This window comes from Paenibacillus sp. Marseille-Q7038, from assembly GCF_965111595.1.
This window is the reverse complement of record NZ_CBCOOM010000001.1, coordinates 2265465-2280132: the sequence shown is the minus strand read 5'-3', so window position 1 is coordinate 2280132 and position 14668 is coordinate 2265465. Positions and strand designations below refer to the sequence as shown.

At 42.2% G+C, this 14668-nt stretch carries 15 protein-coding genes; 13 read left to right on the top strand and 2 right to left on the bottom strand.

The features are described 5' to 3' along the window. The first annotated feature begins 6 nt into the window (after positions 1-6). Genes thiO through ACWPWY_RS10760 form a run of 4 tightly spaced genes read left to right on the top strand, consistent with a single transcriptional unit; the run spans position 7 to position 3204 of the window. Positions 7-1161 carry a glycine oxidase ThiO gene (thiO, locus tag ACWPWY_RS10775; protein WP_454191699.1) on the top strand — a complete coding sequence of 385 codons (1155 nt, stop codon included), beginning with the start codon at positions 7-9 and terminating at the stop codon, positions 1159-1161. Next, positions 1158-1361, top strand: a complete 204-nt coding sequence (gene thiS / locus ACWPWY_RS10770; RefSeq protein WP_454191698.1) for a sulfur carrier protein ThiS — start codon at positions 1158-1160, stop codon at positions 1359-1361. The genes thiO and thiS overlap by 4 nt, the downstream gene beginning before the upstream one ends. Before the next feature lie 2 nt (positions 1362-1363). Beyond that, complete coding sequence (locus tag ACWPWY_RS10765; RefSeq protein WP_454192856.1) at positions 1364-2131, top strand: HisA/HisF-related TIM barrel protein; 768 nt, start codon at positions 1364-1366, stop codon at positions 2129-2131. After that, positions 2128-3204, top strand: a complete 1077-nt coding sequence (locus tag ACWPWY_RS10760) for a ThiF family adenylyltransferase (RefSeq protein ID WP_454191697.1) — start codon at positions 2128-2130, stop codon at positions 3202-3204. The genes ACWPWY_RS10765 and ACWPWY_RS10760 overlap by 4 nt, the downstream gene beginning before the upstream one ends. A gap of 66 nt (positions 3205-3270) precedes the next feature. On the opposite strand, the gene ACWPWY_RS10755 is transcribed toward ACWPWY_RS10760, so the two are convergent. Further along, complete coding sequence (locus tag ACWPWY_RS10755) at positions 3271-3915, bottom strand: thiamine diphosphokinase (protein ID WP_454191696.1); 645 nt, start codon at positions 3913-3915, stop codon at positions 3271-3273. Between the two features lie 146 nt (positions 3916-4061). On the opposite strand from ACWPWY_RS10755, the gene ACWPWY_RS10750 reads away from it, so the two are divergent. Together ACWPWY_RS10750 and ACWPWY_RS10745 are read left to right on the top strand one after the other, a co-directional pair. Continuing rightward, the gene (locus ACWPWY_RS10750; RefSeq protein ID WP_454192855.1) at positions 4062-4721 is read left to right on the top strand and encodes a trimeric intracellular cation channel family protein; all 660 of its coding nucleotides are present in this window, start codon (positions 4062-4064) and stop codon (positions 4719-4721) included. A gap of 17 nt (positions 4722-4738) precedes the next feature. Beyond that, entirely contained in the window at positions 4739-5203 is a 465-nt protein-coding gene (locus ACWPWY_RS10745) for a low molecular weight protein-tyrosine-phosphatase (RefSeq protein ID WP_454191695.1), read from the top strand. A gap of 86 nt (positions 5204-5289) precedes the next feature. Here ACWPWY_RS10745 and ACWPWY_RS10740 read toward each other — a convergent pair whose 3' ends face one another. Beyond that, entirely contained in the window at positions 5290-6024 is a 735-nt protein-coding gene (locus ACWPWY_RS10740; RefSeq protein ID WP_454191694.1) for an alpha/beta hydrolase, read from the bottom strand. Positions 6025-6281: 257 nt separating this feature from the next. Between ACWPWY_RS10740 and pdhA the strand changes: the two genes are divergently transcribed. The 7 genes from pdhA to ACWPWY_RS10705 all read left to right on the top strand — a co-directional run bounded on the left by pdhA (position 6282) and on the right by ACWPWY_RS10705 (position 14593). Next, on the top strand, positions 6282-7349 hold the full coding sequence (pdhA, locus tag ACWPWY_RS10735) for a pyruvate dehydrogenase (acetyl-transferring) E1 component subunit alpha (protein WP_191799380.1): 1068 nt from the start codon (positions 6282-6284) through the stop codon (positions 7347-7349). Positions 7350-7498: 149 nt separating this feature from the next. Then, the gene (locus ACWPWY_RS10730; protein ID WP_454191693.1) at positions 7499-8479 is read left to right on the top strand and encodes an alpha-ketoacid dehydrogenase subunit beta; all 981 of its coding nucleotides are present in this window, start codon (positions 7499-7501) and stop codon (positions 8477-8479) included. 30 nt (positions 8480-8509) lie between these two features. After that, positions 8510-9808 (top strand): dihydrolipoamide acetyltransferase family protein, encoded by a 1299-nt coding sequence (locus ACWPWY_RS10725; protein WP_454191692.1) that lies wholly within the window; start codon positions 8510-8512, stop codon positions 9806-9808. Positions 9809-9812: 4 nt separating this feature from the next. After that, positions 9813-11228, top strand: coding sequence for a dihydrolipoyl dehydrogenase (gene lpdA / locus ACWPWY_RS10720; protein ID WP_454191691.1), 1416 nt, complete (start codon positions 9813-9815; stop codon positions 11226-11228). 185 nt (positions 11229-11413) lie between these two features. Beyond that, the gene (locus ACWPWY_RS10715) at positions 11414-12208 is read left to right on the top strand and encodes a thymidylate synthase (RefSeq protein ID WP_454191690.1); all 795 of its coding nucleotides are present in this window, start codon (positions 11414-11416) and stop codon (positions 12206-12208) included. A 25-nt stretch (positions 12209-12233) separates the two neighbouring features. Beyond that, positions 12234-12740, top strand: a complete 507-nt coding sequence (locus ACWPWY_RS10710) for a dihydrofolate reductase (RefSeq protein ID WP_454191689.1) — start codon at positions 12234-12236, stop codon at positions 12738-12740. 365 nt (positions 12741-13105) lie between these two features. Further along, positions 13106-14593: a glutamate synthase subunit beta gene (locus tag ACWPWY_RS10705; protein ID WP_454191688.1), complete on the top strand. Its 1488-nt coding sequence runs from the start codon at positions 13106-13108 to the stop codon at positions 14591-14593. The last annotated feature ends 75 nt before the right edge of the window (positions 14594-14668 follow it).

The window sequence follows — 14668 nt, the reverse complement described above, 5'->3', positions numbered from 1 at the left end:
AGATAATTGACTTTAAACAGATTAGATCAGGAAAACAAACGGAATGCGGAAGTGCTTGTTATTGGAGGCGGTGTCATCGGATCCGCTATAGCTTATTACTTGTCATGTGACGGAATGGACGTAATACAGCTTGAAGGTGCTCATCAGGCGAATGGAGCTTCTGGTCATGCAGCGGGGATGCTTGCAGCAGGGCTTGAACATTTTTCATCAGAGGAAATTAGGAGATGGGCGCAGCGCAGCCAGCAGCTTATGGGACCATTAATTGATGATCTAAAGCTACACAGTGAAGTCAACGTAGCCATCAACGATAATGGCTTTGTCGTACCTTTTATGGAAGATAGGTACCAAGAAGAAAAATTCTCAAAAACCATAGATCAGACAAAGCAGGGACACTGGTGGGACAAGATCAAACTACAAAATGAAATTCCAAAAATCACGGGGAAAGCAGAAGGTGCTTTATTTTATTCCCAAGAACATCAACTGCTACCTGCCGAGTTAACCAAAGCTTATATCAAAGGTGCACAAAAGAAAGGAGCTACTTTTATCGATGACTGCTCCGTTTCAAGACTACTACTCGAAAATGACCGTGTTACCGGAGTAGAGACGAATCAAGGTATTTATACAGCAGATAAAGTGGTGGTTGCGGCAGGACTTGGCAGCAATAGAATTCTAGGGACTATCAACATTGAACTGAATATCTATCCTGTAAAAGGCGAAATGATAGCCCTATCAATGAATAGTGAAACTTTGCGCTATACGATCTATACTCCTGATGTTTACATTGTTCCCAAACCAAATCAGGAAATTTGGATCGGTGCCACGAGTATTCCTTACGGAAATGATAATAAAGTAAGTGTCTCTGGCCTGAATACCCTTTTACATAAAGCAGCAGGCTGGATTCCTGATATAGGTGAAGCTTCTTTTCTGCACACATGGGCGGGCCTAAGGCCACAAACAATAGATGGACTACCCTACATAGGAGCTTATTCTGAAGTTCAAGGCTTGTATCTTGCAGTAGGTCATTATCGCAATGGTATTTTACTTAGTGCAGTCACAGGAGAGACGATGAGCCGCTTGTTATCTGGAGAAACGGAAGATGAGATCGGTATCAGTTCCTTTTCAGCAAGCCGGATTATAAAAGAGAGGAGCGGAATTCATTGAAACTAAAAGTAAACGGACAGCACATGCAAATAGATGAGGATCAATTAAGTGTCAAAGATTTGCTGGAGTCACTAGACCTTGGCGTAAAGACCGTAGTCATTGAATGTAACGAACAAATTTTGACGAAAGATATGCATACAAACACATTATTAAAAGATGGAGACCATATCGAAATTGTACATTTTGTAGGAGGGGGATAATGATGTTAACGATCGGTAAATATAATTTTTATTCTCGGCTATTGCTCGGAACAGGTAAATTTGAGAATCTGGATGTACAGGGAAAGGCAGTTGAAATTTCAGAAACAGAGATTCTTACGTTTGCAGTACGAAGACTCAATTTAGATAAGAAAAACGAACCTCATTTTCTAGATCAGCTCGATCTCATGAAGTATACATTATTGCCTAATACAGCGGGTGCAAAAACCGCCGAGGAAGCTATACGAATTGCAAGGCTCGCGAAAGCTTCAGGTCTATGTGATATGATAAAGGTTGAAGTCACCCAGGATGAACGAACACTTCTTCCTGACCCATTAGAAACGGTAAAAGCATGTGAAATCCTGCTTGAGGAAGGCTTTATTGTCCTTCCGTATACATCGGATGATGTCATTCTTGCACAAAGACTTGAAAGGATGGGTGTTCATGCGCTTATGCCTGGAGCGTCACCTATTGGTTCTGGACAAGGCATTAACAACCCAAGGGCACTTGAATTAATTATAGAACAAGCGGCTGTCCCTGTTATCATTGACGCAGGAATACGATCACCTCGCGATGCGGCGTATGCCATGGAACTAGGTGCAGATGCCGTGCTTCTAAATTCAGCTGTATCAGGCGCAGGCAATCCGGTCGTGATGGCAGAAGCGATGAAATATGCAGTCTGGGCAGGAAGAAAAGCATACGAATCCGGGATGATTCCTGTGAAACGGTATGCAGCAGCAAGCAGTCCGCTGGAAGGGATGTTTGAGAATTGAACAAAGAAGTTTCATCTGCGCATAATAACGAAGATAATATAGAAGTTCAGCATTATGAACGATATTCAAGGCAGACACTTTTTGCTCCGCTTGGAGTCGAAGGTCAGAAGAAAATAATGGACAGCCATGTGCTTATTATCGGTGCGGGTGCACTAGGCACAGGAATCGCTGAAACGCTGGCAAGAGGAGGGGTAGGTCACCTTACGATCGTAGATCGCGATTATGTGGAGTGGTCTAATCTGCAAAGACAGCAGCTATATAATGAAGATGATGTTAAGCAGCGGCTTCCAAAAGCCGTGGCTGCTCAGAAACGGCTGCAGGCCATTAACTCTGAAATCACGATTGATATTCATGTTATGGATGCAGGGATTGATGAATTAGAAGAGTTAATCGAGGCTGCAGATCTAGTGATGGATGCGACAGATAATTTTGACACAAGACTCATTATTAATGATTTAGCTGTGAAATATGGCATTCCATGGATTTATGGAGGCTGTGTTGGCAGTTACGGGATTACCTACACTTTTATTCCCGGTAAGACCCCGTGTCTAAATTGTCTGCTAGGAGAAGTTCCGCTTGGCGGAGATACCTGTGATACTGCGGGGATATTACCTCAGACTGTACAGATGGTAACGGCTAATCAGACAATGGAAGCTTTTAAATGGCTGAGTGGGAATGATGATGTGATGCGTAAAAAGTTATTATCTTTTGAAATGTGGCGCAACGAATATACTTCAATTGGTGTAGATCGAGCGAAGAATCCAGCATGTCTTTCTTGCGGAGCGGAACGCACGTATCCCTATTTAAATGCTGCTAATAACGATAGGTCTGAGGTTTTGTGCGGGCGGGATACGGTACAAATACGTCCTGCCCGTAAAATAGAGTGGGATTTGGAGCAGGTTGCAGAGCGCCTTCGCAGACTGAATCAAGGCAAGGTAGAACGTAATCCTTTTTTGATTTCTTTTCAGCTTGATGCCCAGCGAATGGTTATTTTTAAAGACGGGCGGGTTCTCGTACATGGTACAAAAGATAAGGCAGCAGCAAAAACGCTGTACCACCGTTACTTCGGTTAATGCTTATAAAATATCATTCATAAAAACAACCATTCACAATGAAGTGAATGGTTGTTTGTTCTGTCATTACTCATCTTTACTCTCAATAACCAGGAGTAATCCTTCTTTTATGGTTATTGTTCCTGTTTCATTCAGCAGCCGATTACTGATTCCAAGAGATTCACCGATAGAGAGTACGGCGTCATGAAGTGGATACATAAATCCTTCGAGCGTAATTCCGGTAACCTCATTGGACAGAGGGATGAGTGATACATAAGGAAAATCACTACGCTGAACGATATGTACCGAGTCCGTTACTGATATATGGTTATGTTGATTTCGGATAGAACATGGAATCCCACGTCTTAGCACTTTAGACATAATCTGAATATTAGCAAGCGTATGATCCAGTCTTGTTCCGATTGCACCGTAAATGATAATTTCCTCAGGTTTCATTTCGATTGCATATTCTAAAGCCAATTCAGTATCAGATAAATTCTTGTTAATCGGGTCACAACTAACAAATTGTTTACTGTTTTGCTGTATTTTATGAAGTTGCTCTTCTGTAACCGAATCAAAGTCTCCAGCGGAGAGATCAGGTGTAATTCCATGCTGGACTAGGAACCATGCACCATAATCAGCACCGATGACGGTATCTCCCGGTTGTATTTCTTTGATATCACTTTCTTCAAGCGAGCCTCCCGTAAAAATTATTATTCTTTTAGTAGTCATTCTGACACCTTCTTGAATGTGATTTCCTTACTATCCTTGAGTATATAGGACATTTTCTTGTTGCACAATCTGCCAAAAGTCTTCTACAATGTGAAAAGTGTGTTATTAAAATGACTTATAAGGTGAGGTTAGAAGCCGCAGTGGATATGAGTGTTTTTGAAGTGTTCAGTATTGTAGGAACGATTGCTTTTGCGATGTCGGGAGCTTTTGTTGCCATGGAGGAAGATTACGATATCTTAGGAATTGTGGTACTCGGATTGGTGACGGCCTTTGGCGGGGGCGTAATTCGGAACGTTCTGATCGGAGTTCCTGTTACAACGCTCTGGAGTCAGGGCACCTTAATTATGCTTGCACTTATTTCTATTGCGATTGCTTTTGTGCTGCCTATTCCGTGGATTGGTCATTGGAAAAAAACAGAGATGTTTTTTGATGCCATTGGGTTATCTGCTTTTGCTATTCAGGGTGCGCTTTATGCTACAAAAATGAATCATCCGATCAGCGCCGTTATCGTAGCGGGGGTTCTAACTGGTATTGGGGGGGGTATTATCAGAGATTTACTCGCAGGACGGAAACCGATGGTGTTAAGAGATGAAATTTACGCGGTGTGGGCAATCATGGCAGGGCTTCTTATTGGACTGGGTATGATGAACAGTACAACGAGTCTGCTCATTCTTTTTACAGTAGTTGTTATGCTGAGAATGCTATCTGTGCACTATAAATGGAAGTTGCCTAGAAGATCTCTAAGACCAAGTGAAGAAGTGATATTAGAGGCTGGTGCTAACAACCATCAAACGAAAAGTTTGTAAGGGTAGGAGAGAGAGATATGATACAGGTTTTGTTTGTATGTTTAGGTAACATATGCAGGTCTCCTATGGCGGAGGCGGTACTGCGGCATAAGATTACAGCTCGTCATTTGGATGATAAAATAGTAGTGGATTCTGCAGGCACGGGGGATTGGCATATCGGTAAACCTCCACACGAAGGAACAAGCTCATTACTAACTTCCAAAGGAATTACTTTTGAAGGTATGACGGCGAGACAAGTGATAGAAGAAGACTTTGTTACATTTGATTATATTGTTTGTATGGATGATTCAAACGAACTCAATCTTCGCAAACTTCGGGGCGCGGAAAACGCCAAGATTATTAAGTTTATGGATTTGCTTCCTGAAGAGCAGGTTAGAGAAGTACCGGATCCTTATTACACAGGCAATTTTGATGAAGTGTACCGGCTTATTGATCTTGGGACGGAAGTATTGTTGAATCAAATTATAGAAGAAAATGAGTAATAAAAAGCCGGCTCTGTGAGCCGGCTAATATCATGATCTTAATGAAAGCGATATCATTAGGTCGATATGAATTGTTTTACCTGAAATCAACCTTTATTGAGGAAGTGCATTAATGCATCCGGCAATTCATTTTGCCAGAAACCCCATTGATGCTTCCCGTCTTTTTCAGCATAAGTTACCGCAGCACCGCGATCTTCTAAAAGTTTGCGGGTTTTCCGGTTTAGGTCTACAAAATCGTATACGCCTGTATCGGCTTCGAAATCCCTTTCTTGGAGTCCGACAATCATCCAAACTTCAAGTGAGGACAAATCGGATGCTTTCGCGTAAATGTCCTGGGATTCTTCATAAAAAGCACCAGACATACTGATTACTTTGCTAAACAGGTCTGGATACATCAAGGCCAAGTGCAGCGATACACTGCCGCCAAGCGAATCGCCGGCCAGAATACGTTCATCCTTCGAGCGTCGAACAGGATATTTTGCTTCAATGAATGGAATGACTTCTTCTGCAAAAGCAGAAGTATACATATCAAACCGGTTCCCAAAAGGAGCGTATTCCTGCGTTCGAACTTTCACATTAACTTCGACGCCGACAATAATAAAAGGTTCGATGCCTTCATCAAGAATAAGTCGGTTTGCAGTTGTAGCGATCCGACCGAAGTTAAAAAATTCTTCGCCGTCCTGACAGTAAACGACAGGATAACTTAATAATTCATTGTAACCAGGCGGGAGATAAATGCGAAGATTACGTGTTTCATTCAAAAATTGACTGAACATTTCTTCTTTTAAGATGGTTCTTTTTAAATAGCGAGAATCCGTCATGATTTGTCACCTTTTTCATCTGTTTTTGCAATCATCTTAACAATAAGATAAGATTAAACGTAAGTGCTTACGTTGTACAAGCAATGGTTTTAGCATGAAGCTGTTATACCATTTTATATCCCCTGTTATACAAACAAAAAAAGACTGAAGTTAAAAAAATCAACGTTTATCTTTGACGTATGTACCAAAACAGGTGTATAATAATTCTATAACAGCGGAACTTGATATTCAAATTTTTTGTTGAGGTGAAGAAAAAAATGAGCAAGGTTCCTTACGAAGTATATACAGAGGAAGTAGAAGCTCTTACTGTATTGTCTCCAGACGGTGAAATCGTTAATAAAGAGATGATGCCAGAGCTTTCCGATGATCAATTGAAAGAAATTATGTACCGTATGGTATTTACACGTACTTGGGATGATCGCGCAGTAAACCTGGGCCGCCAAGGACGTCTTGGATTCTACGCACCAGTATCTGGTCAAGAAGCTTCCATGATCGGTAGTGAGTTTGCCCTTGAGAAAGAAGACTATGTAGTACCGGGTTACCGTGATATTCCGCAACTCGTATGGCACGGACTTCCACTTTATCAAGCATTCTTGTATTCCCGCGGTCACCAACACGGTGGTCAAATTCCAGAAGGCGTAAATGTAATGATGCCGCAAATCATCATTGGTGCACAAATTCTGCATGCAATGGGTATTGCAATGGGCTTCAAATTGAAAAACCAAAAGAATGTTGCAATCACTTATACAGGTGATGGCGGTTCTTCTGAAGGTGACTTCTACGAAGGTCTTAACTATGCAGGGCGTTTCAAACTGCCAGTTATTTTCTTTGTACAAAACAATGGTTATGCCATTACAACACCTTTCGCGAAACAAACAGCTGCTCTGTCTATCGCACATAAAGCAGTTGCTGCAGGTATCAAAGGCATTCAAGTTGATGGAATGGACGTTTTCGCAGTAATCGCCGCTGTTAGAGAAGCTGCAGAACGTGCTCGCAACGGAGAAGGCGCAACTTTGATCGAAGCTTTGACATATCGTTATCGTCCACACTCCTTGTCTGACGATGCTTCTAAATATCGTACGAAAGACGAAGAAGGCGAATGGAATGAAAAAGATCCAATCAATCGTCTTGCTAAATACCTTGAGAAAAAAGGTCTTTGGACTGAAGAAGATACAGCTCGCGTGAAAGATGAAGCGAAAGCGAAAGTAAACGAAGAAATCAAACGCGCTGAGAAAACAGAAAAAATGACAATCTCTGGTCTGATCGACAGTATGTTCGAACACACACCAAAACATATGGAAGAACAAAAAGCAGATTTCGAATAATATCGAAATTCGGTAAAGGCTTTTTAGAAGTGTTTGCCACAGCATTTGTGGCTGAACCCTGATCCTTGTAACTGCTTGTACATATCAAGCTGACAAAGGTCGCTGGGTGGTCATAGGAACTGTTAAATGTTTAAGGAGGAAATGAAGCAATGGCACAAATGAACATGAAAGAAGCGATTCGCGATGCAATGCGCGTAGAGCTCAAACGCGACCCGAATGTCCTGGTTTTCGGTGAAGACGTGGGTAATGTTGGCGGTGTATTCCGTGCGACTGAAGGTCTTCAAAAAGAATTTGGCGAAGAACGTGTATTCGATACACCGCTTGCTGAGTCTGCTATCGGCGGTCTTGCAGTAGGTCTTGGTGTTACAGGTTTCCGTCCTGTTGCTGAAATTCAATTTGTAGGATTTATCTTTGAGGCACTTGACCAAATTGCGGTTCAAGCTGCACGTATGCGTTTCCGTTCAGGTGGTCGTTACAACTCCCCAATCGTGTTCCGTACACCTTTTGGCGGCGGCGTAAAAGCAGCTGAACTTCACACAGATTCTCTGGAAGGTTTGCTTACGCAAACTCCGGGTATTAAAGTAGTAGTCCCATCTAACCCTTATGATGCAAAAGGTCTTTTGATCGCATCTATTCGTGATAACGATCCTGTATTCTTTATGGAGCATTTGAACCTCTACCATGCGTTCCGTGCTGAAGTACCTGAAGAAGACTATGTGGTTGAACTTGGTAAAGCGAATGTTGTTCGCGAAGGTTCTGATGTAACGATCATTACTTACGGTATGATGGTTCACACTTCTGTGAAAGCTGCAGAAGAACTGGAAAAAACAAAAGGTATTAAAGTAGAAGTTATCGATCTGCGTACAATTAGCCCAATCGATATCGATACAGTCTTGGCATCTGTTAAGAAAACAAACCGCGCAATCGTGGTTCAAGAAGCTCAGAAGAGTTCCGGTGTAGCTGCTGAAGTCATTGCACAAATCAATGAAAAAGCTATTCTGCACTTGGAAGCTCCTGTTCTTCGTGTTGCGGGTCCAGATACAGTATATCCATTTGCGCAAATCGAAGACGCTTGGCTTCCTACACCTAATCGCATCATTACAGCTGTGAACAAAGTACTCGAATTTTAATTAGGGTTTTAATCTAGGGAGGTAATACGAGTGACTAAATTTAATTATAAATTCCCTGAACTAGGGGAAGGTCTTCACGAAGGCGAAATCATCAAAATGCACATCAAACCAGGTGATAAAGTTACTGACGACGATATCATCATGGAAGTACAAAACGACAAGGCAGTCGTAGAAGTACCTTGCCCTGTTAACGGTACAGTTCAAGAAGTATTCGCAAAAGACGGAGACATCTTTAACGTTGGCGCAATTGTAGCGGTAATTGATGCTGAAGGCGAAATTCCTGAGCAAGACGAAGAAGAAGTTTCACAAGAAGCAAATGCAGCACAAGGCGGAGCAGACACTACAGATTCCCCTGCTAGCAGCAGCCCAAGCGAAGCAAAAGAAGGCGGAGAGAAAGGTGTTTCCACAGCTTCTAGCAAAGAAGTTTTGGCAACTCCTAGCGTTCGCAAATTTGCTCGTGAGCAAGGTGTGGACATCTCTGAAGTTACGGGTACTGGCAACAACGGTAAAGTAACGAAAGAAGATGTAGAAGCATTCAAAAATGGCGGCGGTAAAGCAGAAGCTCCTGCGAAAGAAGAAACTGCACCAGCAAGTGCTCCTGCAGCAAGCGCTGGCGTTAGCACTCGTGCAGAAGAAGAGCGAGTACCTTTCAAAGGAATTCGTAAAGCTATTTCTAACGCAATGGTTAAATCTGCTTACACGGCACCTCACGTTACAATCATGGACGAAGTTGATGTAACTGAACTTGTTGCATTCCGTACTCGCATGAAACCAATCGCTGAGAAAAAAGGTACAAAAGTAACTTACTTGCCATTTATCGTGAAAGCACTCGTTGCAGCAACTCGTGAGTTCCCTGTAATGAACGCAATGATCGATGAGCAATCTAACGAAATTGTATACAAAAAATACTACAACATCGGTATCGCTACAGATACAGATAACGGACTCATTGTTCCTGTAATTCATGATGCAGATCGTAAGAGCATCTGGATGATCGCTGATAGCATTCGTGATCTAGCTGCACGCGGTCGTGAGGGTAAATTGTCTGCTAACGAAATGAAAGGCAGCACAATTTCTATCTCTAACATCGGTTCTGCTGGCGGTATGTTCTTCACTCCGATCATCAACTTCCCAGAAGTTGCTATCCTCGGAACTGGACGTATTAGTGAAAAAGCAATCATTCGAGATGGTGAAGTAGTAGCAGCTCCAGTAATGGCTCTGTCCCTAAGCTTTGACCACCGTATCATCGATGGTGCTACAGCACAAAACTTTATGAACTATATTAAATCCCTTCTCGCTAATCCCGAGTTGCTGGTAATGGAGGTATAATAATATGGTAGTAGGCGACGCTTCTCTAGATATTGATACTCTAGTCATTGGTGCAGGCCCTGGTGGTTATGTAGCAGCAATTCGTGCGGCTCAACTTGGCCAAAACGTTTTGATCGTTGATAAATCAGAACTCGGCGGTGTATGTTTGAACCGTGGTTGTATCCCTTCCAAAGCGTTGATCTCAGCAGCTCACGCTTATGAGAATGCAAAACACGCTGATCAATTCGGCGTAACTGCAGAAAACGTAAAAGTGGACTTTGCAAAAACTCAAGAATTTAAAAACGGTGTTGTTAAAAAAATGACAGGTGGCGTAAGCTCCCTGCTTAAAGGCAACAAAGTTGAGATTTTCAATGGTGAGTGCATGTTCATTAATGAAAACGAAGCGCGTGTATTCAATGATCATGAATCTCCGCGTTACCGTTTCAAAAACGCAATTATTGCTACAGGTTCCCGTCCAATCGAACTGAAACCTTTCCCGTTTGGCGGACGCATTCTGTCTTCTACAGAAGCTTTGAACCTGCAAGAAGTGCCAGCTAGCATGATCGTTATCGGCGGCGGCTACATTGGTGCTGAGCTTGGTCAAATGTACTCCAAATTCGGAACAAAAGTAACCATTATCGAAGGTATGGATACAGTTCTTCCTGGATTTGATAAAGACATGACTTCGCTTGTTGCGAAAAACATGAAGAAAACAGGCATCGAAATCGTAACGGGTGCAAAAGCAGAATCTGCTGAGCAAACAGATAAAGATGTAACTGTTAAATATAGCGTTAACGGCGAAAGCAAAGAAGTTACTGCAGAATATCTGCTTGTAACGGTTGGTCGTCGTCCAAACACTGACGGTGAGCTTGGTCTTGACCTGATTGGTGTAGAAACAGACGAGCGTGGTTTTGTGAAAGTGGATAACCAAGGCCGTACAAACCACAAACATATCTTCGCAATTGGTGATATTGTTGCAGGTCTTGCACTTGCACATAAAGCTTCTTATGAAGGTAAAGTGGCAGCTGAAGCGATTGCTGGAATGCCTTCCGTAGTGGATTACAAAGTAATGCCTGCGGTAGTATTTACAGATCCTGAATGCTCTAGCGTTGGTTACACTGAAAAAGAAGCAAAAGAAAAAGGATATAAAGTTAAATCCGGTAAATTTTCTTATGCAGCTAACGGTCGTGCCGTTTCCCTTGGACATCCTGAAGGTTTCGTGAAGCTTGTTGCTGAAGAAGACACAGGAATTGTACTAGGTGCACAAATCGTTGGTCTGGAAGCTTCTAACTTGATCGCTGAACTTGGTCTTGCTATCGAAATGGGTGCTACCCTTGAAGATATCGCATTAACAATTCATGCGCATCCAACGCTTGGTGAAATCGTGGCGGAAGCATCCGAAGTGGTTTTGGGACATCCAATCCACACAATGGTTCGCTAATCTCTTACGAGTTTAAGTAATTCATTTAAACAGCATAGTTTGCTTTGGAGGCAAGAGACGATCATTCGTTTTCTTTGCCTCTTTTTTTTGCTAATCGGAAGTGGCTCAGGTGGTAAACTGTGATAATATGAAGAAGTAAATTATGATATATAGGTACAGGGGTATGGAAAGGGGATTGTCTTAAAGTGAAAGACTATCGAGAATTACTTCAAGATATTATGGATAATGGTGTTAAAAAAGAGGATCGTACCGGTACAGGGACGATTTCTGTGTTTGGCCGTCAAATGAGATTTGACCTATCAAAAGGATTTCCGCTCGTGACAACAAAACGTATTCATTTAAAATCAGTCGTTCATGAACTGTTATGGTTCTTAAGCGGTGAGACTAATATAAGATATCTAAAAGAGAATGGCGTGCGCATTTGGGATGAATGGGCAGATGAGAACGGTGATTTGGGACCGGTCTACGGTTCTCAGTGGAGAACATGGAAAACACCTGAGGGTACGTTTATCGATCAAATCTCGAATGTTATTGACTCCATTAAAAATAATCCGGACTCACGGCGTCACATTGTTAGCGCATGGAATGTAGCAGAAATCGATAACATGAAATTGCCTCCATGTCATTTTGTGTTCCAGTTTTATGTAGCAGGTGGAAAGTTGTCATGTATGCTAACGATGCGTTCGGTAGATACATTCCTAGGGCTGCCTTTCAATATTGCAAGCTACGCTTTATTAACTCATATGGTTGCTCAGCAGTGCGATTTAGAGCCGGGTGACTTTGTTTGGTCTGGTGGGGACGTGCATATTTATATGAACCACTTAGAGCAGGTAGAGACACTTTTATCCCGCGAACCATACGATCTTCCTAAACTCGTAATCCACCGGAAGCCGGAGTCTATTTTTGATTATAAATATGAAGATTTTGAATTTGTAGATTATAAATATCATCCGACGATTAAAGCACCGGTTTCTGTATAAATTCTATTATTGATGAGGTGAGCGAATGAGCATAAGCATGATCTGGGCCATGAGCAACAACGGAGTCATCGGGAAAGATAACGGCATGCCTTGGCGACTTCCTAAGGATATGGCTTTTTTTAAGGAACAAACAACAGGACATACCGTCATCATGGGACGAAAAACATGGGAATCCTTTAACGGAAAACCGCTTCCTAACCGTAAAAATGTGATCCTCACTCGTAAAGAACAAACCTTTGATGGGGCTGATGTGATCCATTCCGTTGAGGAAGGGGTAGAGATGGCGAAAGAACAGCCGCTATTTGTCATAGGAGGAGCAACCGTATATACGGCTTTTATGCCGTATGCTGATCGATTGATCGTTACCAAAATTAATGAGACGTTCGACGGTGATACTTTTATGGATGATGTGGACTTGGAACAGTGGAAGCTGGTTGAAGAGATCCCTGGGGAAAAAGATGAGAAAAATCCATATGATTATACCTTTCAATTTTATGAGAGACGTTCTAATCTTGGATTTTTAGGTTCCTAGCGTTGTTGAGACATAAAACACTCATTTTATTTTGTGTTTACCTTCATAAAAACTATCTATCATGTTATGTGAACGAAATGCAGAATAATACAAATTATTATTCTCAAAATCCATTTAACATCTGTGATTCTGAATGCTAATATAGTTGAAATATCAGTACTTACAGGAATACTCAAGCCGTTTTTGATGGGTATCTAGTGTGAATGCACTCGAATGTTGTATAACCTAAAGTACAAATTTTTCTTTTTTGTGATACAATAATCGAAAAATTATACATGAACTGTCAACTATAGTGCTATTGTTCGGATTTCAGCATGAATAGCTCGCTAATGTTGGTCAGATGAAAATGGATGGGGGAACGTAACATGTCTACACCAACTGGATTTATGGAGTACAAAAGACAACTTCCGGCAGATAGACCGCCTGAGGATCGTATTCAAGATTGGGAAGAGTTCCATAAACATATGTCAGAGGAAGAGCTAAGAACTCAAGGTGCCCGCTGCATGGATTGTGGAACTCCTTATTGTCATGCCGGCATCGATATGATTGGCGGAACATCCGGTTGTCCGGTTCATAACTTAATTCCAGAATGGAATAATTTGGTGTATCGTGGACTTTGGAGAGAAGCACTTGACAGGTTGCATAAAACGAACAACTTCCCTGAATTCACAGGTCGTGTCTGCCCAGCTCCTTGCGAAGGTTCATGCACAGTTGGCCTCATCAGCCAGCCGGTTACAATCAAGACGATTGAGGAAGCAATTATTGAAAAAGGTTTTGAAGAAGGATGGGTAGTTCCGAATCCTCCTGAAAAACGTACAGATAAACGAATCGCTATCGTAGGCTCTGGGCCGGCTGGACTCGCAGCTGCTGCGCAACTTAACAAAGCAGGTCATAACGTTACTGTCTATGAGCGTGCTGACCGCATCGGCGGTCTGTTAACGTACGGTATTCCCAGCATGAAACTAGACAAAGGAGTAGTCCAGCGCCGAGTAGATCTGCTTGCTGCTGAAGGTATTACCTTTGTAACAAATACTGAGATTGGCAAAGACATTTCATCAGAAGAACTAGTGAATCAGTATGATGCGGTTGTCCTTTGCGGCGGAGCAACCAAACCTCGTGAATTTAACATTGAAGGCAGTCAGCTGAACGGAGTTCACTACGCGATGGACTTTTTGAATGGAACGATCAAAAGCTTGCTGGATACAGGACTTGAAGATGGAAATTACATTTCGGCAGAAGGCAAAAAAGTGATTGTCATTGGCGGAGGAGATACCGGTTCTGACTGTGTTGCCACTTCACTGCGTCATGGAGCAAAAAGTGTGACCCAATTTGGTACGCATGAAAAAGCACCACTAGAACGTGATCCTCTTATGAATCCTTGGCCGCAATTCCCGAATGTATATACTCTTGATTATGCTCAGGAAGAAGCAAAAGCACTTTTTGGCAATGATCCTCGTGAATTCTCCATCATGACTACGAAATTCGTAGGTGATGAGAATGGAAATCTTAAGGAACTTCATACGATTGAAATCCAGCGTATTGTCGATGAGACCGGCCGCAAAATATATAGACCCATCGAAGGAACCGAAAAAGTATTTGAAGCCGATATCGCACTAATCGCGATCGGTTTTGATGGACCAGAGCAAGTAATTCCTCAGCAGCTGGGTCTTGCAACAGATCGTCGTTCGAATGTGAAAGCGCGTTATGGAAAATACAACACGAACGTAGAGAAAGTATTTGCAGCTGGTGATATGAGACGTGGTCAGAGTCTGGTTGTATGGGCAATTAATGAAGGGCGCGAAGCGGCTCGGGAAGTGGATAAATATTTGATGGGCTCCACCGTTCTTGTTTAAAACTTCTGCATCCTAGACTCGTATATTCATATATTAGTGATCTATTAAAAATCCCTCTTAGATGGAAGGCAAAGG

What these genes read in the sequence shown, in the direction of transcription:
- ACWPWY_RS10745 (WP_454191695.1), top strand. Translation starts at nt 4,739, where the DNA reads ATGATACAGGTTTTGTTTGTATGTTTAGGTAACATATGCAGGTCTCCT.
- ACWPWY_RS10755 (WP_454191696.1), bottom strand. Translation starts at nt 3,915, where the DNA reads ATGACTACTAAAAGAATAATAATTTTTACGGGAGGCTCGCTTGAAGAA.
- ACWPWY_RS10730 (WP_454191693.1), top strand. Translation starts at nt 7,499, where the DNA reads ATGGCACAAATGAACATGAAAGAAGCGATTCGCGATGCAATGCGCGTA.
- pdhA (WP_191799380.1), top strand. Translation starts at nt 6,282, where the DNA reads ATGAGCAAGGTTCCTTACGAAGTATATACAGAGGAAGTAGAAGCTCTT.
- ACWPWY_RS10705 (WP_454191688.1), top strand. Translation starts at nt 13,106, where the DNA reads ATGTCTACACCAACTGGATTTATGGAGTACAAAAGACAACTTCCGGCA.
- ACWPWY_RS10765 (WP_454192856.1), top strand. Translation starts at nt 1,364, where the DNA reads ATGTTAACGATCGGTAAATATAATTTTTATTCTCGGCTATTGCTCGGA.
- ACWPWY_RS10710 (WP_454191689.1), top strand. Translation starts at nt 12,234, where the DNA reads ATGAGCATAAGCATGATCTGGGCCATGAGCAACAACGGAGTCATCGGG.
- lpdA (WP_454191691.1), top strand. Translation starts at nt 9,813, where the DNA reads ATGGTAGTAGGCGACGCTTCTCTAGATATTGATACTCTAGTCATTGGT.
- ACWPWY_RS10740 (WP_454191694.1), bottom strand. Translation starts at nt 6,024, where the DNA reads ATGACGGATTCTCGCTATTTAAAAAGAACCATCTTAAAAGAAGAAATG.
- ACWPWY_RS10750 (WP_454192855.1), top strand. Translation starts at nt 4,062, where the DNA reads ATGAGTGTTTTTGAAGTGTTCAGTATTGTAGGAACGATTGCTTTTGCG.